This window comes from Reichenbachiella sp., from assembly GCF_965223055.1.
Classification (GTDB): domain Bacteria; phylum Bacteroidota; class Bacteroidia; order Cytophagales; family Cyclobacteriaceae; genus Reichenbachiella.
In genome coordinates this window covers 206,912-229,797 of the sequence record NZ_CBDCVM010000011.1, presented here as the reverse complement: position 1 = coordinate 229,797, position 22,886 = coordinate 206,912, and the positions used below count along the sequence as shown (strand labels likewise).

Here is a 22,886-nt window from a genome sequence, read left to right as displayed (position 1 = left end):
CGTAACTCAAATGGCGAAGGATTCAGAGATACGGGCGCTGCTTTGGCAGCTTATCAAAAGCAACATGCCAATCTTTCAGACGGGGCAATGCTATGAGGCTGTAGTGGTGTCCGTAGACTCTGATGAGCTGACCTGTGAGATCAGACCTGCGGATTACGAGGATGAGGATTTCAGCATCACTGCCAGGTTTACCTCGGTAGTAGATGACGTGGACAGCTATCTGGTGGCACTACCTGTGGTAGACAGTACGGTGCTAGTACAAGCCATCAAGGACAATCCAGATGATGTCTATGTAGCAAAGGTACGTGAGGTGTCTGAATTGCGGTTTAAAGTTGGTCAAACCACCGGAGTAATTACAGGTACAGGCGTAGTGATTGACGGTGGAAGTCTCGGAGGAATACCGATTACTAGTAAAGTAATTGAGCGACTCAACTTGATCGAGCAAAAGATCAACGACCTGTCGCAGATTTTCTCAGGATGGACACCTGCATCTAATGATGGTGGTGCTGCTTTGAAAGGTGCGCTGTCAGGATGGAGTACGCTTACTGAGTCTAGTGATGCTGACATTGAAAACGACCGAATAAAACAATGAAACGAACAGACTATATGCTCAATGATAATTTCACCTTCCAGATCGAGGATGGTGATTTTGTGCGTGGAAACGCTGCTCATCAGCATATCAGTCTCACGATCAACACGCACCCTGGAGAGGATCGGTTCAGTCCGACTATGGCCGTAGGTGCGAGTAGATATATCAACTCCAGTACCGACAGGCTGAATGAGATGCTTTTGAAGATTAAGAGCAAAGTTTCTCAGGATGGATTTAAGGTGAAAAAGGTGTACCTGGATGAGGATGGATGTATAAGAGTAAACGCTGAGTGATGGCTGAGGTAATCGTAAAACAACGGCAAAACCTGATTGACATAGCTATACAAGAGCATGGCAGTAAGTGGATGGATGGTGTGATCGCCTTACAGCGAGACAACCCAGTGGAGCTGGGTGTACGTCCTAATACAGGCTCTGCTCTGGCATTGAAATCCGTCGATCAGAATGATCCGATACTGAGGGCATTCAAAAGGGATAAAGTGAGTGTGGCTACGGCGACCGCCACAAAGACACCACTTAATCTAGTTGCGCCATCTAATTTGGTAGCTTCCAATATTACTACAAGTGGGTTTACAGTAGTAGCTACATCCAACTCAGATGGTCAAGAATATGAGTTTGAATGGCAGGTGAGTAAGCAGGTCAATTTTAGTGTCATTGATTTCAGTACTACCTCTCCTAAAGATGAGGCTATGCCCCAAATTTCTGTTACAGCCCGTGATGACGGTACACGGTATTTTATAAGACTTAGAGCAAAAGGTGAAAATGATAGCGAATGGAGTACTGCTTTGGAATTGTACACCATTCATACTGAAGCTCAGGATTGGATTGAAAGGATGACAAGTCCAACTGATCTTCAAAAATGGGCAATTAATCTATTTATAATAGACTTAGATGCGGCTAGTATTTTAGATAAAATTGATGAATTTTATGCACACTTCCTTGGGTCAACAAATGGACTCGTTGGATTGAAGTCCAAAACAGGCAGCGTAAGCGGAACGGTTACTTGGAATAGGCACGGTGCCAATGGAGATGGTAGTACTGGATTCATTGACTCTGATTTTACACCATCTATAGATTCAGTTGAACAAACTTTAAACGATGCAATTTACATAGTTCATGTCATGGGGCATGTTGGCGGGGCTGCTGCTTTTGGTGGAAACTCTCCAAATGGAAGTGGTACAACTGTTTATTTCCCAACTCAAACACAGGTGCAAAATAGGGTTAACGGGGGGTCTGCTACAGCATTCACCGAATCTGATCTAATGGATGTCGTAATGGCTATCAGTAGGGAGGACTCTTCCAATCAAAAAACATATAAGGACGGGGTTTTGATAAAAACAGAGACAAAATCTTCCGCCGGGCAGCCAAACGTTAATCTGCCAATATTGGCATTTGATCAGCTAGGCTCCATCGTACTGCATTTTAAAGGAGCGGTATCTTCTTGGCTGACTGCATCGGCTATTGGTTTTGATAATGCGGCTTATAACACCTCGGTAAGAGCTTTCAAAAACAGGTTGATAACGAATAATAACATTGTATGTTTTGGCGATAGTATAACCGTATCATTTGACAGTGCTTTTTATGAAAGCCAACTTGAAACTTTGACTGGCGACGAGGTTACTAGGGCTGGTGGTTCTGGTTACTCGTGGGCAGTTGGCCTAAGCACCGTTCCAATCACTGAAAGCATCTTGGTATTGAACCCTGATATTATAGTTATGATGTCAGTTAATGATCATTTGTCGGATGCACCGATAGGAAGCGCATCCAGTACATCAGGAGATGGTTCAACAATTGGAGGCCTGAAAAAGATTTTCGATTTTTTCGAAACATACATTCCAAATGCACAGATAATATTCTGCTCACCTACACCATATTACTTTGGAGGTGTTGATAGTAACGGAGGGGTTAATGGAAATGGCGATACGGTTACAGACTACATGGATGAGATGCTGATAGAATGTAATTCTAGGAACATCCCATTTATTGATGTTAGTGAAATTTTCGACACAGCTCCAGAACAATCTGCTCCAAGAATAAATACAATTGATGGGCTGCATCTTAATGAGGATGGCTATTCTTTATTAACACCATTAATTGCTGAACAAATTCAGATAATGGGATGATGAAAAACAAACTAGTCACAATAATTTATAGCAAGTCAGATAAATTAAGTTATGGGAGTAACATTTGAGCAAGTACTAAGCGATCTGGAGTCGGCAAAGGCAGAGATATCCACCATTCTGGAAGTGATCCAAGATGCCAAGGATAATGATGCGGAGCTGGACGGGTTGAATGCGGTGTCTGTAAAAGCAGATTTCAAGCTATGGCAGAATGTATTCGCCTCAGTCTCATATATCGTAGACCTGTCGCTTAACGAGCGTATAGACGAGCTGGACGAGTTTTCAGCACAGCGTCAGGCCATCAGTGCTGCATGGCTAGACAAGATACTGCGTGAGTACCAGGAAGGTGACACACTAGAGATTGATCCTGATACTGGCCTGCCTTATTATGCGGTGATCGACGAGGACAAGCAAATCATCAAGCGTGTGGCAATCATCCAGGGCAATGGCACTTATACAGCCAAAGTAGCTGGAGAGGATAGCAGTGGGAATGCCGTTCCTTTTAGTAGTGCACAGATCACGTCTATACTGGCATATCTTGACACCTACATTCTCGGTAATCACGGCACACCGGAGAGCCGAGATGCTGATCTACTCAAGGCTGAGTATAATGTTTACTTCAACGCCATCAAAAGTGAGTCAGTGGTTAGACCGTTAGTGGAGGCTGCCATTGAGGAGTATTTACGGACATTGAAAACCTTCGACTTTGGAGGCATACTGTACCTGAGTAAGATAGAGGATGCGATACAATCTGTGGCTGACGTGGTTGATTTTGAGCGAATCAATATCGAGGCACGTACCAGCGTGGGTACATTCCAGTCTGTAGCCAGGTCGTACACTCCTGCGGCAGGCTATATGGATATAGACCCCGCCACGCCTTTGAGTTCCACCTTGAATTTCATCGCAGTATAAATGGCTCTGACTAATTACCAAATTGACTTTGAAAAACTCATCAGGGATTTGCTTGAGGTGGATAGACGTACGCCTGATCGTATTGCCTGGCTGAAATCGATACTGGCTGGAGTAGAGCAGACCTACTCTACCTTGATCGCCTACACCAATCTGAAAAGAACGGAGCTGAGCTATTCGCCTGGATACAAAATACAGGTAGAAAAATTACTAAACGACACCTATGGTGGAGGCATCTATATTACCAACCATCAGCAAGCCCACGCCCCTAACTTTATGTTTGATCGTGGCAACCTCAAAAACTTAGGAATGTACAATCGGACTAGCGTACGAAACAGACATTTACCCTCCAGAGGATCGTATGATTTCAATCTGGTAAACTTCACAGTGCACGTGCCGTCAGCCCTGGTATTTGATCAGGATCAAATGAGGGCATTAATCAATAAATACAAGAGAATAGGACTAACACTTGACATCGTAACATACTAATCATGGATAAGCTAATATTTGACAACGCATCACAAGGCATGGAAGGAAGCTGGGAAAACCTGGCAACACTTCAAAGAGGAATTTTGAATGGGTTAGAGGCTGCTATTAAGTCACTAATTAACAATTACGATTCAAGTGACATCTACGTACTGAGCGGCTGCGAGATTACCGTGAATAGTCAAGATTTTGAAATCACAGAGGGCTATGTATTCCACAACGATGAAGTATTCAAGGTGTCGGCCTCATCTTTCACCGCTCCAGGCGGTCAAATTGGTGTATTTAACCTTGGTTTAACCTCGATTAATACCACCTTTGAGAATGGTTCAGACTACGAAGTAGAGCAGACTAGAGTGATCGTTTTTGAGGCTGGCGCATCAGGTTCAGGTATCAAGAATCATGATGAGACTATTGACTTATCTGCGTCTCTATTCAATAAACTCGATATCTCAAACTTTGTAAGTTCTGCTGTATCTGGTAAAGTAAACAAGTCAGGTGATAGTATGACTGGCAATTTGGCAATGGGTAGCAACAAGGTTACAGGTTTAGCAAATGGATCATCCAGTGGTGACGCTGTTAATAAAGGACAAATGGACTCTGGAGACTCCGCAAGAGTTGCTAAATCAGGAGATAGTATGACTGGTAATTTGGCAATGGGCAGCAACAAGGTTACAGGTTTAGCGAATGGATCATCCAGTAGTGATGCTGTTAATAAAGGTCAGTTAGATACTGTTGATAACAAAACCCCACTATTAACTAAAGTGGTGAATATTGGTGATTGGAATATGGATACAACTGCTACATTGTCTGTATCTCATGGCTTGACCCTTTCTAAGATCAGACGTGTGACGGCTATTATTCGAGCTGATAATGATGCTAACTACTTCCAAATAGACTCAGGTAATGCAGCTGGTGATATCCAAGGAGCAGTATTCAGTATATCAACAACAACAGTGCAATTAAGTAGAACTACAGGCGGTCAATTTGATCATACAGATTTCAATTCAACTAGTTTTAATAGAGGGTGGATTGTTATAGATTACACTCCTTAAAAAATGTACATTTGGTGAGTTGAAATTTATGTACATTTTGAATCGCCGATTTTAAGAAGGTCTTTATAAAGAAAAGGGCAGTAAATTTTTGGGCTTTGCGTATCAGGTCAACTCCTTAGAGGACGTAAAGGAGAAGTTGGAATCCCTAAAGAAAACCTATTATGATGCCAGACATTGGTGCTATGCACATATCATTGAAGATGGCCAGCATCAGCTCATTAGAGCCAATGATGATGGAGAGCCAAATCACTCCGCGGGTGATCCCATATTAGGTCAAATCCGTTCATTCGACCTCACCAATACGTTGGTAGTGGTAGTTCGATACTTTGGAGGTACTAAGCTCGGAGTGAGCGGACTAATTCATGCTTATAAAACGGCAGCCGAGGAGGCCTTGCAAAAGGCTAAAATCGAAATAGTAGAAATTAAGCAAGATTTCAAAGTTGAATATGGATATGAAAAAACGAGTGATGCGATGAGAATTGTGAATGACTTTGGAGTTGAAATCAAAAACCAAGAATACCTTGAGATTTGTACATTGTATGGTCGGATCGAGCCAGAAATGTTTGACGCTCTAAGAGATAAACTGAGTTTAATTCAAGTGATCGCTAAAAAACTCTAATTCTTGTTTGCCAATTGTCCACAGGCTGCATCAATGTCTTTGCCCCTACTTCTTCGTACATGAACATTTACACCCTTATTGGTCAGGAACTTAGTAAAATTGTCTAAGGTGTCAGCATCTGCATTTTTGTAATTAGCTTCGGCAATTGGGTTGTACTCAATGATGTTGATTCTTGCCGGTACTCGTTTCCAGAATTCATACAGTTCTTTCGCATCCTGAAGAGAATCATTGAAGTCGTAGAATAGGATGTATTCAAACGTGATTTTATTGCCTGTTTTTTGATAAAAATAGTTGAGTGCTTCTCTCAATGCTTCTAAGGTATTAGACTCATTGATGGGCATGATTTTGTTCCGCTTCTCATCATTAGCTGCGTGCAGCGAAAGGGCCAGATTGAATTTGACCTGATCGTCTGCCAATTTTTTGATCATTTTGGCGATGCCTGCTGTCGACACTGTAATCCGCTTGGGAGACATGTTTAGACCGTCCGGGGCCGTGATTCGATCTATGGAATCCAATACGTTTTTATAGTTGAGAAGAGGTTCTCCCATACCCATATAGACAATATTCGATAAGGGTTTGTCAAAGTTTGCTTCAGCTTGTTTAGAGACTACAACTACCTGATCATAAATCTCTGCAGCATCCAAATTTCGCTCTCTGTCCATATAGCCGGTGGCGCAAAATTTACAACTCAGAGAACAGCCAACTTGCGAAGAGACGCATGCTGTCATTCTTTCATCCTGTGGTATCAGCACACTCTCAACCAGGTGATTGTCATGCAACTTGAGTGCTGATTTAATAGTACCATCATTGCTCTTTTGCTCTTTGTCAACCTTGGCAGGGCGTATAGTAAAATGAGTTTTAAGTTTTTCTCTGGTAGCCAGAGATAAGTTGGTCATATCATCAATGGAAGTGGCAGATTTTTTCCAAATCCATTCATGAATTTGTTTTGCTCGAAAGGGTTTTTCTCCTATTCCTATCAAATATTCAGAGATATCTTCCTTAGAAGATTTTCTTAAATCCATTAGTGTAGCTGCCTCATTCATGGCGCAAAGATACCGCTAAAACTCAGCCTATGAAATCAATTTTTTTATGAGCGCCGTCGCAATAAGGCTTGTTTTCGGATGCCCCACAACGACAAAATGCAGTCACTTTATTGGTTTTAGTGATTTCTTTGCCATCGTGTTTCACTTTCATGTTGCCGTAAACCATAAGAGGTCCATTTGACATGGTCTCGATGATGATTTCTTGTTCGCTATCCTGGCTTTCTCCTAAAATAGACAATGCTCCCGAAGGGCATTTATTTACTTGTGCTATGATTTCTTCAGATGAGGCACCATCCATGTTTACCCATGGTCGTTGTTTGGGGTTAAATACTTCTGATAATCCATGAAAACACTTCTCTGAATGAATACAAATGTCGGATTGCCACTTTACGGTGACGTTATCTTTGGTGTAATGTTTGATCGCCATGATTTTGCATGTTTAGTTCTTATAAATTTAATGAATTTAGATTCCTGTTTAGCAATTCTGATTTAACTTCCGTCTCAATTTGATCTTGACAACAAAGCCTATTATTATCTCAAATGATGCAAGCTAAATCTTCGTGGTTTTACCCACTTTTTTTAATTGTATTTCTTTCTCTACTTGGCTGTGCCAAACAATCAGCTTTTTCTCAGCGTCTTGAATATGATGTGATTAAGGGAGACAAGAAAGTCGGTTTTATGATTGCCGAAAAGGTGGTCAAAGGAGATTCTATTTTTTACTACATAGAAAGTGAGACTAAGATCAGAATGCTTTTGACCTTCAAGGTAAATTATGTCTTGGAGGAATTGTATGTAGGAGGGGTTTTGGTGAGTGGTGAAGCGGAGAGCAAATTGAATGGTAACTCTAGAACGAAATCTAAAGTGTGGAAAGAGGGAAACGAATATGTAGTTGAAGTGAATGGCTATGAAGAGATGAGAACCTCGGACCCAATTACATACTCTGTGCCTGAACTTTATTTTTCGGAACCTGGAGACAAGGAAACAACCTTTTCGCAGCAGTTCGCTGAAGATTTAATCATTAAAAAGGATGAAGATCACATGTTTACGCTTTATTCTGAGGATGGTAGAAATACACACACTTACGAAAATGGGCTTTGCACTTATGTGAAATTAAACCGAACATATGCTTCGTTTTATTTCCAATTGAAACAATAAAAAGCGATTCGTGGTGCGTTTAAACCTTCAGTCACACTTTTCTACGATATCAGACAATATCCTATTATTTTTATTAAAAATAAATTCCACTTTATGAATCATCTATTCAAATATTTTCTTTCTCTACTAATTGTAATCCATGTATTTCCAACCCTTGGTCAGGAACTTTCCTTAGAGGAAAAAATGCCCTTTGATGCCTCCTTAAGAACTGGTGAGTTAAAAAATGGACTTAAGTATTTTATTAAGAAAAATGAGAAACCAGAAGATAGAGTAGAACTTCGGCTTGTGGTAAACGCAGGATCTGTTTTGGAAGATGATGATCAGAGAGGATTAGCTCATTTTACAGAGCATATGGCATTCAATGGCTCAGATCATTTTGCCAAAAATGAGCTGGTAGATTACTTACAATCCGTAGGTGTGAAATTTGGTGCTCATTTAAATGCTTATACATCATTCAATGAAACAGTATACATATTGCCGATCCCATCCGATGATGAAGAAATTATTGATAAAGGTTTAACTATTCTGCAGGATTGGGGAGGGAATTTGTTGTTTGAAACTGAGGAAATAGAAAAGGAGCGAGGTGTAGTTATTGAAGAGTGGAGATTAGGACAGGGTGCGCAAATGCGTATGGTTCAGGAGTATTTGCCTATCATTTTCAAAGGGTCTAAATATGCCGAACGCCTACCTATTGGTACAAAAGAGACATTGGAAACTTTTGATCCTGAAACAATCAAAAGATTTTACAAAGATTGGTATAGACCAAATCTAATGGCTGTCATAGCAGTTGGGGATATCGATGTGGATCTAATGGAATCTAAGATCAAAAAGCAGTTTTCAGGCTTTAAAAATCCGAAAAATGAGCGTCCACGAGAGGAGGTTTCTGTACCTGATAATGCCGAGCCGTTGGTGGCTGTGGCCTCAGACAAAGAAGCGACCAACATTATATTCAATCTGATGTACAAATCTGACGTGAATGAGTTTGTCACAGGAAATGATTATCGTATGGGACTTATTCAAAATTTGTTCACTTCTATGGTTAATCAGCGTCTTCAGGACTTAATGCAAGAGGCAAATCCACCTTACCTATATGCTTCTACTTCTATTGGGTCTTTTATTACAAGAAGTAAAAATGCCTTTTCTTGTTTTGCTGTGCCTAAGCCAGATGAAATAGAAGGCGGTGTACGAACCCTTATGAATGAAATAAGAAGAGTAGAACTTCACGGATTCACTGCTTCAGAGTTAAGAACACAGAAGCTGAACCTCATGGAAGCTTATGAAAGAGCTTATAACGAAAGGGACAAAACAGAATCTGCAGGATTAGTGGATGAATTGGTGAATCACTTCTTAGAAAAAGAACCCGTACCAGGCATTGAATATGAATTCGCATTTACCAAAAAGTACTTAGACGGAATTACATTGGCTGAAGTGAATGCAATTATAGGAGAGCAAATAAGAGAAGATAACCGAGTAATTTATCTGACTGCTCCTGAAAAAGATGATGTATTGCTACCAACCACAGATGACTTATTGACTTGGGTAAAAGCCTCTGATGAAAGTAATCCAGATCCTCTGGAAAATTTAGTATTAAGTGACCAGTTGATTCAAAATGAACCCGTTTCTGGGAATGTGGTGGAAAAGTCTATGATTGATGGACTAGGAGTTACAGCCATTACACTTTCGAATGGCGCTCAAGTGTTTGTCAAAGCTACAGATTACAAAAATGACGAAATTCAATTTATGGCTCACCGCTCGGGCGGAATTTCATTGGCTGAAGATAGCGCTTATTGGTCTGCTTCTTTCGCCACGAATATTGTAGGTTTAAGTGGTATCGGGGATTATTCATATACTGATTTGCAGAAAGTACTCGCGGGTAAATCGGTTGGGTTGCAACCATATATGAGTGACCTGGAGCAAGGCTTTAGAGGTAATGCTTCTCCAAAAGATTTAGAAACGTTATTGCAGTTGACCTATTTGTATTTCACTGAAGTAAGGCGTGATGAAGCAGCGTTTCAGTCATTGATGCGACGTAATTTGGCTTTTCTATCAAATGTGATGTCCGACCCAAATTATTTTTATCAGGATCAAATGGCTAAAATTCTATCTCAACAAAACATGAGAGGTGGCGGTATTCCTACAGCTGAAGACTTACAAAAGGTTAACTTAGACCAAGCGCTTGATTTTTACAAAGAAAGATTTTCTAGCCCAGGAGACTTTTCCTTTTGGTTTGTCGGCAACATTGAAGAAGAAATATTAATTCCTTTGATTGAAAAGTATTTGGGAGGAATCCCAGGTGCCATCGAGGAGAATTGGGTGGACAGAGGTGTTCGACCTCCTAGTGGCATGGTCAGCGAAAAGGTTTTTAAGGGTTCAGAACCCAAAAGCTCGGTAAACATGGTCTTTACAGGTGAGATGAAATATTCACGTGAAGAGTCTTATTTTTTGAGGTGCTTATCCGAAATTTTGGATATTAGACTTGTTGAAATTCTTCGTGAGGAGAAAGGAGGAGTGTACGGAGTAGGAGCATCGGGGTATGGAAGTAAATCACCCTATGAAAATTTTGAATTCAATATCAGCTTCCCTTGTGGGCCTGATAATGTAGATGATTTGGTCACTGCAACACTGGAAGCCATCCGCGAAATTCAGGAGCAAGGGGTTTCTGAAGAAAATTTGAATAAGATTAAGGAAGCTCAACGTAGAGACCAGGAACTCCATTGGAAAACCAATGGCTACTGGATGAATGTTCTTAAAACGTACCATGTAAATGAGTTCGATTACAACGAAGTAGGGTGGATAGATCAGCGCATCGAAGATTTGACTACCAAAGACATTCAGAACGTAGCGAAAAAGTATTTGAATACGGAAGCATACATTCAAGTCGTGTTATATCCTGAAAAGTAGAATATAGCGCATAGAGTACTACTAATCCCCCTAGCCCCCTTTTCAAAAAAGGGGGAGAAACTCCCTCTTGGAGAAGAGGGTTCGGGAGATTGACGAATTGTAGCTATATTGATTTTATGAACCCACCTATCTACAATAGAAAATTGAAATCTTTTGCTCGAAAATTACGGAATGACAGCACTCCGGGAGAAATCAAACTATGGTCTGAAGTTCTGAGAGCGAGAAAGTTTGTGGCCTTCAATTCAATAGGCAATTTCCTATTGACCATTACATTGTAGATTTTATTTGTAGGAAATGGAAGTTGGTTATCGAACTTGATGGTCGATATCATGAAGATAGAGTTGAAGAAGATCGAATAAGAGATACTCGATTAAAAGCTCTTGGTTATAAGACATTGCGCATTGGAGAGTATGAGGTAATGACTGATTTAAACAATGTGATTAGAACCTTAGAAGCAGCATTGCCAGAAGAAATAATCAGACAAGGTGATAGTTAGATCAGTGTTTGAGTTCATGTAACTAATCCCCCTTGCCCCCTTTTCAAAAAGGGGGAAATTACTTGCTTTACCTGTGGGGCATTTGTTGCTTGGATAGCTGTTGCCCAATCAAACTGACCCCACAAAAGGTGTGCAAAAACTCCCTCTTGGAGAAGAGGGTTGGGGAGATTGATAAGTGAAAAATGTGGTAGTGAAAATAGCCATTTAAGCCTTTGTTGGTCTTGTGACCAGCAAGCATTAAAACAGATACACTCCCTTCTCTTTTCCTTTAAGAATTACCTCCACATGTTCGTTGATGGTAGTTGCTAATTCATACCCTTTGTATTTGGGATAAATAGGAAATGATTTATGGCTTCGGTTGACCATTACCACAACTTCTATCTTTTTGATGTTGGCATTCAAAAAGGCCTTCAGAGCAAATGCCGCAGTTTTCCCCGAGTTAAGCACATCATCGAATAGTACTATGGACTTTTTTGTAAGCTCTTTTTCTTCCATTTTATCGAGGTGAACATCTTCTAAGAAGGGAGCTTCTTTGTTGATGTCTACTCGAACGACCGAGGTCTTGAGTGGTGAAATTTTTTCCAGTTCTTTGCTCATCAAAGAAGCAAATACAAATCCATTGTCAGATACACCGGCTAAGATGAGATGCTTTTCGTCGAGATTATTCTCATAAATTTCGTATGCCATTCTCACGATGCGTTGATCGATCTGAATGGCATTCAAAATCAGATTTTTTTCTTTAGTCATACAGGACTTATCAACTAGAGTTGAAATAATTATGGAAACATTACCAAATCAATTGTACATCAGTAGTAAACCCTTGATTTCTATCCATTGAAAGACAGTGTTTAGTTATCTGCTGGTACAGGTACTTCCTTACTATTTTTAAAGGTAGAAAGTATCACCATAGACTGCAAGCTATCTACTATATCAATGTCGCTGACCTTCTCGAGCATGAGTTGCTGATAAGAGGCGATATCCTTAGCTACAATTCGTAGGATAAAATCACCAGAGCCAGTAATATGATGACATTCTATAATTTCTTCAATGTCAGAAATTTTACTCAGGAATGTTTCAATATTAGGCTTGTTATGACCTTTCAATGACACTTGAACAAAGGTATTGACTCCAAGTCCAAGCATGGCAGAGTCTAACTCTGCATGATAGCTCTTAATGATGCCAGAATTTTCGAGTTTTTTCACCCTCTCCAAAGTAGGTGCTGGAGATAAACCTATCTCTTCGGATAGTTTAGCATTGGTAATTTTACCATTTGCTTGTAAAATTTTCAGGATTTTCCTGTCTGTTTTGTCAATTTTCGTGTTGCCAATCATTAGCATTTGCAAAATATTCTTCGGTTCAAAATTAGTAAGATTAGTATTTATTCTATATCAATAATTAAAATTTATTATTTCAATAGAATGTTTCATTTTGAGTTTAACGGGTGATTGTTTGATAATGTGAAAACAAGCCTGAAATCACGCCACCCTATGAAAAATCGACCCTTAGAGCATAAATGACCGTCTAGGACATTTGGTGATTTTCAAGGGAAAAGTTGGACGTAATGTCCGTTAAATGTCAAACTTTATTTCAGCCTAGGGCATCACAGTTTGATAAATCGTTGAGTAGACGTCTTTTGATCATAAACTGATTTGATAAAATACACGCCCTTTTTAAAAGAGTGTATGTCTATGAAAAAGCTGTTGAGCCCAGCATTGGCATCCATATAAGTCTCCTGATATAAGATTGAACCAGTGGCATTCAGTAGGAATAATTGAACAGGGCCATCGGCTGGTAGGATCATATTCAATCGAATCTCGGCGTCGCTACTTGTGACAGGGTTAGGATAGGAATCTTCTACCACCAATTGTTGATTGAAATCAATACAACCTTCATTATTTACAATATTGATATCTTCGAATTCTTCATTCCTATCTATTAGCCTTATGCAAGCGTAGCCAATATTATTGGCAATACTAGAAAAGGTAAAATTCAGTGGATATATAATTGTCTCTCCTCGAGTTAGGGAGCCTGGGTAACTTTCGAAAATAGATGATTTATTATCTAAATTAATACGAATGTCAAACCCGTGCAATATCACATTTCCACTATTTTTCACCGTCAATGAAATATTGGTTTGATCTTCGGATTCTTCTGTACTGATTTGAACCAACTCCAGATCTAAAATTGGATCCGCCACTGTAATCGGCATGGAGACTGTATCGCTACATCCAAGGTCATTGGTTGCAATTAACTGTGCATTGTAGTCTCCTTCGGTGCCATAGGTGAATTGGGGGCTTTTTTCAACGCTTGTAGATTCTTCTTCATCTCCAAAAAACCACATGGAAGCATGGCTGTTTTGAGTTTCATCTGTAAAATCAATGGTCAGAGGTGCTGGACCGATATCGGTATTTGCTCCAATCAATGCCTCAGGAGAAGGGTGGATTGTTACTTTTTTTTCAACCGAACCTTCGCATCCTACTTCATCCACGATGTTCAGTGAAACCGAATAACTTCCGGCATTTGAGAATTGATGAGTAGCCGGATTCGTATTGCCGGACCCTTCATTGCCAAATTGCCAACTGAATGATTTGATAGTTGTAGATGAAGATATGGTTGCGTCTTGGAAAATAGTCTGCTCATTATCACAATTCTTTTCGATAGTAAAATCTGCAATGGGCAGCTCACCTATGGTGAAATTATCATTCTGCACGGCCTGACAACTATTCGCCGACCTGACTAAGAGGGACACCGTATGATCCCCGGGTTCATTATAGACTTCCCCAAAACTCGAACTATAAGACGCTAGACTACCATCTATGGTCCAAATCCATTGGGTGATTGGGTTGCTGAAGTCTCCTTCAGATTGATCGAGAAAGAATGTTTCTGAATTGATGCAGCCTATATTGACATCAAAGGCCGCTTCCGGTGCTAATTGTACATTGACTGCATTGACGATCGTGTCGCTACACCCTGCTGTTGTTTGTACAATGAGCTCCACATCATACATTCCTTGATTTTCAAAATTGAAGGTAGGTTTTTTGTCGGTGGAAGTGCCTAATCCATCAAAGTCCCAATCATAGTCGGTGATATTGGCTAACCCTTCTACGCTAGATTGATCTATAAAAGATATATCTATTCCTTCACAAGCAGGCCCTTGATTGAAAGCTGCTACTGGCTTGTCATCAATAGGTACTGGTAAAATGAGTTCGTTACTACATCCTTGATTGTTATTCACAGTGAGTGTTACATTGTAAGTCCCATGGTCCTCATAAGTATGAGAAGGTGAGGAAACAGAAGAGGTCTCGCTCCCATCACCAAAGTCCCAGGTTTGGCCAGTGATTCCTGAGCCTGTGGTTCCATTAGTGAATTGCGTGTCATTCCCCACGCATAAATCTTCAAAGCTAAAGTTTACATCAGGTCCTGCAATAACGTCGATATCAGTTCCAGCACTAGGCGTGGAGCAGCCAGGTATCGATGCAGTCACTGAGATTGTTTTAGTTCCTTCGGAATCAAATGCAAAAGAGCCATCTCTTTCGCTGCTGGACCCCTCTCCATTATAATTCCAGTCATAAGTGAGCGTAGCGCCATTGTAATTCGATTCATCAAATAGGTTTTCGAATGCTAAGTCCGCTCCGGTGCAATAAGGGGCGTCTGGGGTGGAAAAGGTAGGGGCTACAGGTACAGGGTAAATGGGAATGGTGTCTTTCACGAAATTTGAGCAAACGCCATCATTGACAGTAAGAACTACTATGCTATCTCCGGTTTGCGAAAAGGTGTGAGATGGACTTATATTAGTACTACCTATGGTAGTACCATTATCGAAACTCCATTCATAGGATGCCAGTCCCATATCGCTTGGAGTGAAGGTGTTGGCTTGACCAAGGCATTCGTTGGTGTTATCTGTGAATGAGATGGGAGGGGCGAAGTTGGAGGTGATGGTAATAATTTGACTCGAACTATTTACATTTTCTTCGTCATCCCTTGCAATCAAAGTCAATTCGTAAGTTCCGGATTCATTCCAGGTAATATCAATAGGGTTTTCAACAGTAGAATTCAATACACAGGTTTTTTCAAAACTAAGTTTAGTTAAGTCATTACCTAAAAAGCCCATGACGAAACCAGTCACTTGACCATTTACGACGTGCATTTTTAAAGCAGTAGAAAGATTAATTGAATAGTCCCCAAGATCGACAAAGGTTGGCTCGTTGCTCAGAGAATTACCAAAATCAAGTCTCAATAGATTTAAGGAGTTTTCATCTGTTGAAAACGCATAGTAATTTTCGGCTTCATATAGTATGCTGATACCTCCGGTGTTTGGGGATGATGGGATTGATGAAGTGCTTGGGGCAGAAAGAAGATCTTCTGAAAAATCTACTTGAAAAGTTCCACTATTATATGTTGCGATAATTCCTTTCCAATTTTCACATTCTTTAAAGACATCAATATCGTTGATGTTAGTAGCGCCAGAGACATTAGTCACTAGCTCGTCATAAGTTTCACTTTCAATATCTTCAATAAATTCGATAACCTGAAGAGTGGAGCCACCAACGATTAACACATAGAAATTTTCCCCGTCTCTAACAATTTTGAGGCCTCTGATATTTCCAATCGACGTAAGTCCACTTAGAGTTTCTACACTTGGTATTGAGGTAATATTGTTGCCAAAATTTAATCTAAAAATGGTCCCGTCAGAACTAGCAACTATACCTTTCCAAATTCCATTGTGCTCTATAACATCAATGGCTCGACCATTACTAACAATATTACCCAGGTTAGAATAAGTTGGTGCTGACACAGAATATAGGTCATCCACTCTTATGATTCTGTTATTTGCAGATGATACCATAAAAGCATGAGTATTTTCATTTGTGCTCAGAATATCTGACATATCGAAAACGTTTGATGCCAGAGAAACAGAAGTTATTGAGGAAGCCGAGGCCAAGTTTTCTATGTCTCCAGAGCACAAATTCCAGGTATAGTTGGTCGCATTTTCTGAATTATTTGTAATGATTAGCGCCTCACTTCTGCATACGGTATTCTTATCCAAATCAAAGTTTGAAGTGGGACATTGAGCTATTAGACCCTTTGGATAAAAGGTCAGACCAATGCATGATAAAAAAAAGAGGGCAATTAACTTCATGAGGCAAAATTAAATCTGATCTAGTTCAAACCATAAAAATTTCGATGAATGACCTTTTATAAGATTTTATTAAAATACATAACGACTCATGAATGGGGTATGAATCAAGGATCAATCCATCAATTAATGTCATTTAGCTTCTTTTGTTAATATTTTGGATTGATATCCGATGAGCAAAATTCTTGCCATAAGCCATGGCAGGTTTTTCAATTAAGATGTAAGAAACGAAGCTCGTAAGCCAGCACAGGATTAAGCCAGATATTGATAAAATAAAATTATTTTGAATCCAGGGTTTTAGTAAGATTAAAATGGGATAGTGCAATAAATATATTGAATAACTAATCTCTCCAGTCTTAAAAATCAACTTATTTTCAAAAATAATACGGCAAAGCTTATGTCTGGAAATACAGGCAATAAATACTATCGTGAATAGTAAGTTTATAGCTAAACTTGAATGAGATTCTATAAAAATTATATATGAAAAGGTAGTAAAGATGGAAATGGGTAATGCAAACTGATACTTGGATACAAGATTTCTCAACTTTTCAAAATGAAAATAACAAAATACACCAAGTGAAAATATTAGTGCATGGCTTTCAATGGACCAAAGTTTTCTGAATGTAAAAAAATCGTTCGAGTAAACACCGGTCTTTACTAATACGATTGAACCGAAAAGTGTTATGCATAAGCTCATTGGGAGCAAAAAAAAGTGAATAAATTTTCCTTTTTTAAGTATAAACCAAATACCTGGAACTATGAGATAGAATATAAATTCGACTGGAATACTCCATTCCACCCCAATCAAGTTATTAACGTACCTAACATCGAAATAATTGAGTAAGGTAAGGTGAAGGAAAAGTGAATAAATGTCATTTTCTACATTAAATAAATGCAGATAGTAGGGAATTCCGCCTATAGCAAAACAAATTATGCATACTAAATAGTACATTGGAAGTACCCTAAAACATCTTTTTATTATATAAGTTCTGAAGCCATACCAATTCCTGTCAATACTCATGCAAATAGTGAAACCAGAAATAAGAAAGAAGAATTGTACACCATATTTTCCGCTATCTATAATGCTGTTAAAAATGGTTCCGTATTCTCTCAGATAACTACCATAATGAATAAGTAGAACTGCCATTGCAGACCAGCCTCTCATTCCTGTTATAAATTTCGTAGCTTCAAAATCTGTTTTCATTGGTTATGAAATATTGTTTTTTGGTTTTGACTTATTCATGATCTTTTACCAAACAAACTTATTCAAATACAAAAGGACTTGTTTAGAGATGAGGCTGATTTGATCATTTTGTAGTTGATAGTAGAAAGGAAGTCTAATAATGTTTCCGGCAAAATTTTCTGCATTTTTTAGATTTTTGGGTGAGGTTTTAGTAATTTCTTGAATGAATGGACTTTTATGCAAAGGTAGGTAATGGAAGACTGCTTGTATATCTAGATTCCTTAAATGGTCTATTAAACCATTTCTTACTGACTGATTTTTACATATTAAATAGAACATATGTGCATTATTGGTGGCATAATGAGGAAGAGTAGGTAGCTTGAATAGTGAATTTTGAGATTGGCTTAATTTTTTGAAATATTGCTCGTGAATTTGTTTTCTCTTGTTCTGAATATTTTCCATTTCCATCAATTGGGCGTATAGAAAGGCTGCATTAATCTCTGAAGGAAGAAATGAAGAGCCGATATCAACCCAATTGTATTTATCTATTTCTCCTCTGAAAAACGCACTTCGATTTGTGCCCTTTTCCCAGACAATTTCGGCACGTTCTAATAATGATTCATCATTAATAACCAACATACCTCCTTCACCTGCAATTAGATTCTTGGTTTCATGAAAACTGAAAGCAGAGAGGTGTCCTATTCCTCCCAATGGTTTCTCATTAAAATAACTGTCAATAGCTTGAGCAGCATCTTCTACTACAAAGAGATTATGCTTGTTTGCAATTGTCATTATTTTATCCATTTTACATGCTACACCAGCATAATGAACCACCACAATTGCTTTGGTTTTTTTTGTTATAAGTTCTTCGATTTTGTCAGCATCAATATTTGGATTGTCAATCTGCGAATCACAAAAAACTACTTTAGCTCCTCTGAGAACAAAGGCATTGGCTGTGCTAACAAATGTGAATGTTGGCATAATTACTTCATCCCCTTTTTTGATATTGAGTAGAATTGCACACATTTCGAGTGCATCTGTACAAGAGGTGGTTAACAAGCATTTTTTAAAATGATAGTGTTTTTCAAAAAATGCGTGGCATTTTTTTGTGAATTTCCCATTTCCTGAGATATGGCCGTTATCTACTGCTTTGGTAATGTAAAGAGTTTCACGTCCGGTAAGATGTGGTTTATTGAAAGGTATTGTCATTATAACTTTCGAATTTTATTCAAAAAATACACTTAGAGTAAAAGCCTTACTTATTGATTTCAAAAAATGTTAATCTATATAAATTACAGGATATTAACTTGAAACGTAATTCTTTCGGTTGGTGAATTTAAGACTTAATATATGAATAAATCTCTCTCCGTGGTTATACCTGTTTATTTGGGTAAATCTATATTACCAGAATTAGTAAGTCAGCTTGTATCGGCTCTTGAAGTTCTTCAATCGGAATTTGAAATAATTCTTGTAGATGATGGATGTCCACAAGACTCTTGGTCAGCGATTGTAAAGGAATCCCATACCGACAAAAGAATCAAAGGAGTCAAACTCGCAAAAAATTTTGGTCAGCAGAATGCAATTAATGCTGGATTAGAAAAGGTGAGGGGAGATTTTGTAGTTGTGATGGATTGTGATTTGCAGGATAAACCAGATGAGATAATAAATCTTTACAAGGAAGCAAAAAAAGGATTTGATATTGTGTTTGCACGTAGGATTGATCGCACGGATCGATTTCTTAAAAGACTTATGACTTCTATATTTTATAAAGTTTTTTCTTTTCTATTAGGGGTGCCATACGATGGCACGATTGCAAACTTTGGGATATATAAAAGACATGTTATAGATCAGTACAATCAGTTAGTTGAAAAAGAAAAGGTCTTTTTTACATTGATTAGATCAATGGGTTTTATATCCGGTTACATAGAAGTTAAACATGGAGAACGCTATAAAGGTGAGTCATCGTATAGTTGGAATAAACTCATAAAGCTGGCGATAAGGATTTTTATTTCTTATTCTGATCGACCATTACACTTGGTAATACAGTTAGGATTTACCATTTCATCATTGGCAGTATTATTCGTCATTTATAGCATTTGGAGTAAATTAAGTGGGAATATTCATGTACCAGGATACGCAAGTATAGTTGCAAGTATTTGGTTTTTTAGCGGTTTGATAATTTTCATTTTGGGAGTGATAGGTCTTTATCTGGCCCAAGTTTTTAAGAATGTGAAGCAACGACCAGATTATTATGTTCAAAAAACAGAAAATTTTTAACTCATTGATTAGCTATTATAGGAACAGTTTCAGCAAAAACTTAATTTTTTTATGAACACAGTTACACTATATCTGATGACGATTAAGGGATTTGAAGTTCTGTCTGCACTGATTTCTAGCGGATACCAATCTCATATTTCTGCTGTGATATACGGTAAGGATATGAATATTGAAAATGACTATAGTAGAGAGATTATCAACGCATGTCAGAAATCAAAAATAAATTGTTATAAAAGAACTTCTGTTTTTAAAGTTACTTCACAATATTCTATTGCGGTTTCTTGGAGATGGATGATAAAGGAGGCGAATTCTAAGTTAATCGTCTTTCACGACTCATTACTTCCTAAGTACAGGGGGTTTGCTCCTTTAGTTAACACATTGATTAGTGGCAACAATAAAATTGGTGTTAGTGCTATTTATGCCTCCTCTGAATACGATAAAGGAGAGGTAATATCTCAGCTACATAGAAGTATTACTTATCCTATTAAAATTGGGGAAGCCATAGGATTGATAACCCCGTTATATGTGGAATTAGCTCAACATATTATTGGTAAATTGGCATCAGATGAAGATCTAAAATCTACGGTACAGGTAGAAAAGGAAGCGACTTACAGTTTATGGAGAGATGAGCTTGATTATTTGATTGATTGGAATTCAAATTCTAGAAACATCTTGAATTTTATCAATGCACTTTCAAGCCCGTACAAAGGTGCCTCAACTTTTGTTGATGGATTTGCCATGATCAGGATTATTGATGCCGTCACTGTCGACGATGTGGTAATAGAAAATCGCTGTCAGCAGGTTGGTAAACAAATTTTCGTTCAAGATGATCTACCCGTCATTGTTTGCGGCGAAGGGCTTTTGAAAATTACAAAGGCAATAAAGGAAGATACAGGGGAATCTGCAATTCCATTTTCGAATTTTAGAATAAGATTGTCGAATAGAAGAACTTTGAGGTAGGCTCTTAATCTGATAGATCAGTTTGTATCTTCACTAGAAATCATTGTTGTTAGTTCCCGCAAAAAACTCCCTTATGGATAGATTACTAATAGAATCTTTTAAAACAACCTTGGATCTTTCGTTTAATATTGAATTTTCGGGTGGCACATCATATCCCAGAATATATTTTATCTCATATAGATCAACGAATTTGGCCGTTATGGAATCTATATTTATTGGGTATTCAAACTTGTTGTGAAATTCTGACATGCTTGTGACATTATATTGTGCCTTATTGTTTTTGTCACTAATTAGACTTGGGTCTATGCACTCAAGGCTAATTTGTGAATTGATGTGCATTAGAATATTTCCAATCGGATAAACAGTAGGTTTATCAGGGTTACTTTCCCAAAACCCTACAGTAGCATCTTTTGAGCTTGAGAAAAGTTCATTTGCTCGTACGAAAAAATCTTTAGAAACATCATATTTGGCAAACCTTTCATCATTTATAATTTTATTATTCCTTAGCGTATTTTGGATATTGAAAACTGAGATTACAATGATTACAATTAGCACAGCTTTCGAGTAAGCATCTTTTAGTTTTTCACTCCACAAGTAAAACCAAAAAATTAAAACAATACTACCAAGACAAAGTGTATAGTATTGAGGTTGCCATGCTTGTTCAAAATAGTCGTACAACAACCATGTGGAAACTATCGCACCTTCGAATAGAATTAATATAAATGCTACTACAGGGATATAGTTCTTGAGAAAAAGCTTTTCTTGCCTTGATTTGAATACAAATAACAGGAAAGGGACAAAATATATTAAATAGTCTAGACTGTAGTAAACATGTGTTCCGGCTATTCTTTTCGCTGTATAATATAAATTATTCATTAATCCTTCAAACACCGCTTTATAGTTCATGCCTAGCGTTTGATATTCTTGTGGTATTGATGTAAAGGAATAAAACAGGAAAGAAAAGAGTGTGCTGAAAATCAGAACTGACAAGCACAAAAAATACTCCTTTAGATTTATTCTCTTTAGATAGAACAAGATACTAGCTCCTATAGGTATGGTCCACAATATCACAGGTGTCATTAAGTATGTGAATACGGGGAGAGTGCAAAGAAGTATGGTGGCATAGATATATCTACCAATGAAGACACAGTGGCTGGAAAGCAAAAAGCAAATTAGTATCACTGAGTATTTTGGAGTAACATGATTCATGATGTTAACCGAGAAGGCCCCCTTCTCGACGTACGAAAATGGAAGAATATTGAACCCTGAAACAAATAGAAAAAGCATACTCAATCCAAGAATATAGAATCTATTTTTTGAGTGTACCAATGATCTCAGAATTGAATTGAAGACTAAAGTCAGAATAGTAACAAAAACTATAGGAACACTTATGATAAATGTCCAGAGGGAGTTTAATCCAAATAGTTTGCTTTGAATTATGTTTTGATATAATTCAAAATAATGATAAGGCATGATTCCCCCATTGAAACTCGGACTGGAGTTTATTCCGCACAAGACATTTTCAAATCCACTTTTCCAAATACTCTCAGACACTCTGACATAGAAGTATACATCTTGATACAATGCTTGTTCGGTTTCATGAGCAAAGATTAATGGCTGAAAGCAAAAAAAATAGAAGCAGGACCAAATAGAGCTAACGATAACTATTATAGATGTTCCTTTGAGTACTTCATGAATGTTGATTCGAGTTTTTTGACTACTTTTTGGGCTAATGATAAATAATACCATAAGTAGCGGTAAGAAAAGTAGTTGAATGGTTTGGCCTTGTGTTATTACAATTGATACTAAAACGTTCTGCAACATCAAGCCGAACATAGCAGGTGCAGTGATCATATACTTTTCATGAATCGAAACCCTGAGAATCTTCAGTAATGCATACCCGAATAAATAGGATGCCAATGAAATCAACAACGGAGATACT

19 protein-coding genes and 1 pseudogene are annotated in these 22,886 nt (G+C 38.3%); 12 read left to right on the top strand and 8 right to left on the bottom strand.

Annotated elements, in window-relative coordinates; translation table 11 throughout:
* Positions 1–10: 10 nt before the first annotated feature.
* The 7 genes from ACOQO5_RS12075 (at position 11) to ACOQO5_RS12045 (ending at position 5,792) form a co-directional block, all read left to right on the top strand.
* Positions 11–592, top strand: coding sequence for a hypothetical protein (locus ACOQO5_RS12075; RefSeq protein ID WP_420581936.1), 582 nt, complete (start codon positions 11–13; stop codon positions 590–592).
* Positions 589–882, top strand: a complete 294-nt coding sequence (locus ACOQO5_RS12070; protein ID WP_420581935.1) for a hypothetical protein — start codon at positions 589–591, stop codon at positions 880–882. The genes ACOQO5_RS12075 and ACOQO5_RS12070 overlap by 4 nt, the downstream gene beginning before the upstream one ends.
* Complete coding sequence (locus ACOQO5_RS12065; protein WP_420581934.1) at positions 882–2,729, top strand: SGNH/GDSL hydrolase family protein; 1,848 nt, start codon at positions 882–884, stop codon at positions 2,727–2,729. Before ACOQO5_RS12070 ends, ACOQO5_RS12065 begins: the two co-directional genes overlap by 1 nt.
* Positions 2,730–2,780: 51 nt before the next feature.
* On the top strand, positions 2,781–3,638 hold the full coding sequence (locus tag ACOQO5_RS12060; protein ID WP_420581933.1) for a hypothetical protein: 858 nt from the start codon (positions 2,781–2,783) through the stop codon (positions 3,636–3,638).
* Complete coding sequence (locus ACOQO5_RS12055) at positions 3,639–4,124, top strand: hypothetical protein (RefSeq protein ID WP_420581932.1); 486 nt, start codon at positions 3,639–3,641, stop codon at positions 4,122–4,124.
* A gap of 2 nt (positions 4,125–4,126) precedes the next feature.
* A complete protein-coding gene (locus ACOQO5_RS12050) occupies positions 4,127–5,173 on the top strand; it encodes a hypothetical protein (RefSeq protein WP_420581931.1) in 1,047 nt (348 codons plus the stop codon).
* An 88-nt stretch (positions 5,174–5,261) separates the two neighbouring features.
* Complete coding sequence (locus tag ACOQO5_RS12045) at positions 5,262–5,792, top strand: IMPACT family protein (RefSeq protein ID WP_420581930.1); 531 nt, start codon at positions 5,262–5,264, stop codon at positions 5,790–5,792.
* Here ACOQO5_RS12045 and rlmN read toward each other — a convergent pair.
* On the bottom strand, positions 5,789–6,835 hold the full coding sequence (rlmN, locus tag ACOQO5_RS12040; protein WP_420581929.1) for a 23S rRNA (adenine(2503)-C(2))-methyltransferase RlmN: 1,047 nt from the start codon (positions 6,833–6,835) through the stop codon (positions 5,789–5,791). The genes ACOQO5_RS12045 and rlmN overlap by 4 nt on opposite strands.
* Before the next feature lie 22 nt (positions 6,836–6,857).
* Positions 6,858–7,262: a (4Fe-4S)-binding protein gene (locus ACOQO5_RS12035; protein ID WP_420581928.1), complete on the bottom strand. Its 405-nt coding sequence runs from the start codon at positions 7,260–7,262 to the stop codon at positions 6,858–6,860.
* A 113-nt stretch (positions 7,263–7,375) separates the two neighbouring features.
* On the opposite strand from ACOQO5_RS12035, the gene ACOQO5_RS12030 reads away from it, so the two are divergent.
* From ACOQO5_RS12030 to ACOQO5_RS12020, 3 genes and pseudogenes are all read left to right on the top strand, one after another.
* Positions 7,376–7,990, top strand: a complete 615-nt coding sequence (locus tag ACOQO5_RS12030; protein WP_420581927.1) for a DUF6134 family protein — start codon at positions 7,376–7,378, stop codon at positions 7,988–7,990.
* Between the two features lie 93 nt (positions 7,991–8,083).
* Positions 8,084–10,891 carry a M16 family metallopeptidase gene (locus ACOQO5_RS12025; protein WP_420581926.1) on the top strand — a complete coding sequence of 936 codons (2,808 nt, stop codon included), beginning with the start codon at positions 8,084–8,086 and terminating at the stop codon, positions 10,889–10,891.
* Between the two features lie 232 nt (positions 10,892–11,123).
* Positions 11,124–11,387, top strand: a pseudogene (locus ACOQO5_RS12020) (endonuclease domain-containing protein); the annotation flags it as partial.
* Positions 11,388–11,624: 237 nt separating this feature from the next.
* Here ACOQO5_RS12020 and ACOQO5_RS12015 read toward each other — a convergent pair.
* The 5 genes from ACOQO5_RS12015 to rffA form a co-directional block, all read right to left on the bottom strand.
* Complete coding sequence (locus ACOQO5_RS12015) at positions 11,625–12,134, bottom strand: phosphoribosyltransferase family protein (RefSeq protein WP_420581925.1); 510 nt, start codon at positions 12,132–12,134, stop codon at positions 11,625–11,627.
* Positions 12,135–12,235: 101 nt separating this feature from the next.
* On the bottom strand, positions 12,236–12,724 hold the full coding sequence (locus ACOQO5_RS12010) for an Lrp/AsnC family transcriptional regulator (protein WP_420581924.1): 489 nt from the start codon (positions 12,722–12,724) through the stop codon (positions 12,236–12,238).
* Between the two features lie 263 nt (positions 12,725–12,987).
* Complete coding sequence (locus ACOQO5_RS12005; RefSeq protein WP_420581923.1) at positions 12,988–16,434, bottom strand: PKD domain-containing protein; 3,447 nt, start codon at positions 16,432–16,434, stop codon at positions 12,988–12,990.
* A gap of 226 nt (positions 16,435–16,660) precedes the next feature.
* Entirely contained in the window at positions 16,661–17,728 is a 1,068-nt protein-coding gene (locus ACOQO5_RS12000; RefSeq protein ID WP_420581922.1) for an acyltransferase family protein, read from the bottom strand.
* 45 nt (positions 17,729–17,773) lie between these two features.
* Positions 17,774–18,916, bottom strand: coding sequence for a dTDP-4-amino-4,6-dideoxygalactose transaminase (gene rffA, locus ACOQO5_RS11995; protein WP_420581921.1), 1,143 nt, complete (start codon positions 18,914–18,916; stop codon positions 17,774–17,776).
* A 141-nt stretch (positions 18,917–19,057) separates the two neighbouring features.
* On the opposite strand from rffA, the gene ACOQO5_RS11990 reads away from it, so the two are divergent.
* Both ACOQO5_RS11990 and ACOQO5_RS11985 read left to right on the top strand, forming a co-directional pair.
* A complete protein-coding gene (locus tag ACOQO5_RS11990; protein WP_420581920.1) occupies positions 19,058–19,984 on the top strand; it encodes a glycosyltransferase family 2 protein in 927 nt (308 codons plus the stop codon).
* Positions 19,985–20,035: 51 nt separating this feature from the next.
* Positions 20,036–20,944, top strand: coding sequence for a formyltransferase family protein (locus ACOQO5_RS11985; protein WP_420581919.1), 909 nt, complete (start codon positions 20,036–20,038; stop codon positions 20,942–20,944).
* 33 nt (positions 20,945–20,977) lie between these two features.
* On the opposite strand, the gene ACOQO5_RS11980 is transcribed toward ACOQO5_RS11985, so the two are convergent.
* Positions 20,978–21,835, bottom strand: a complete 858-nt coding sequence (locus ACOQO5_RS11980) for a hypothetical protein (RefSeq protein ID WP_420581918.1) — start codon at positions 21,833–21,835, stop codon at positions 20,978–20,980.
* Positions 21,836–22,886: the final 1,051 nt, after the last annotated feature.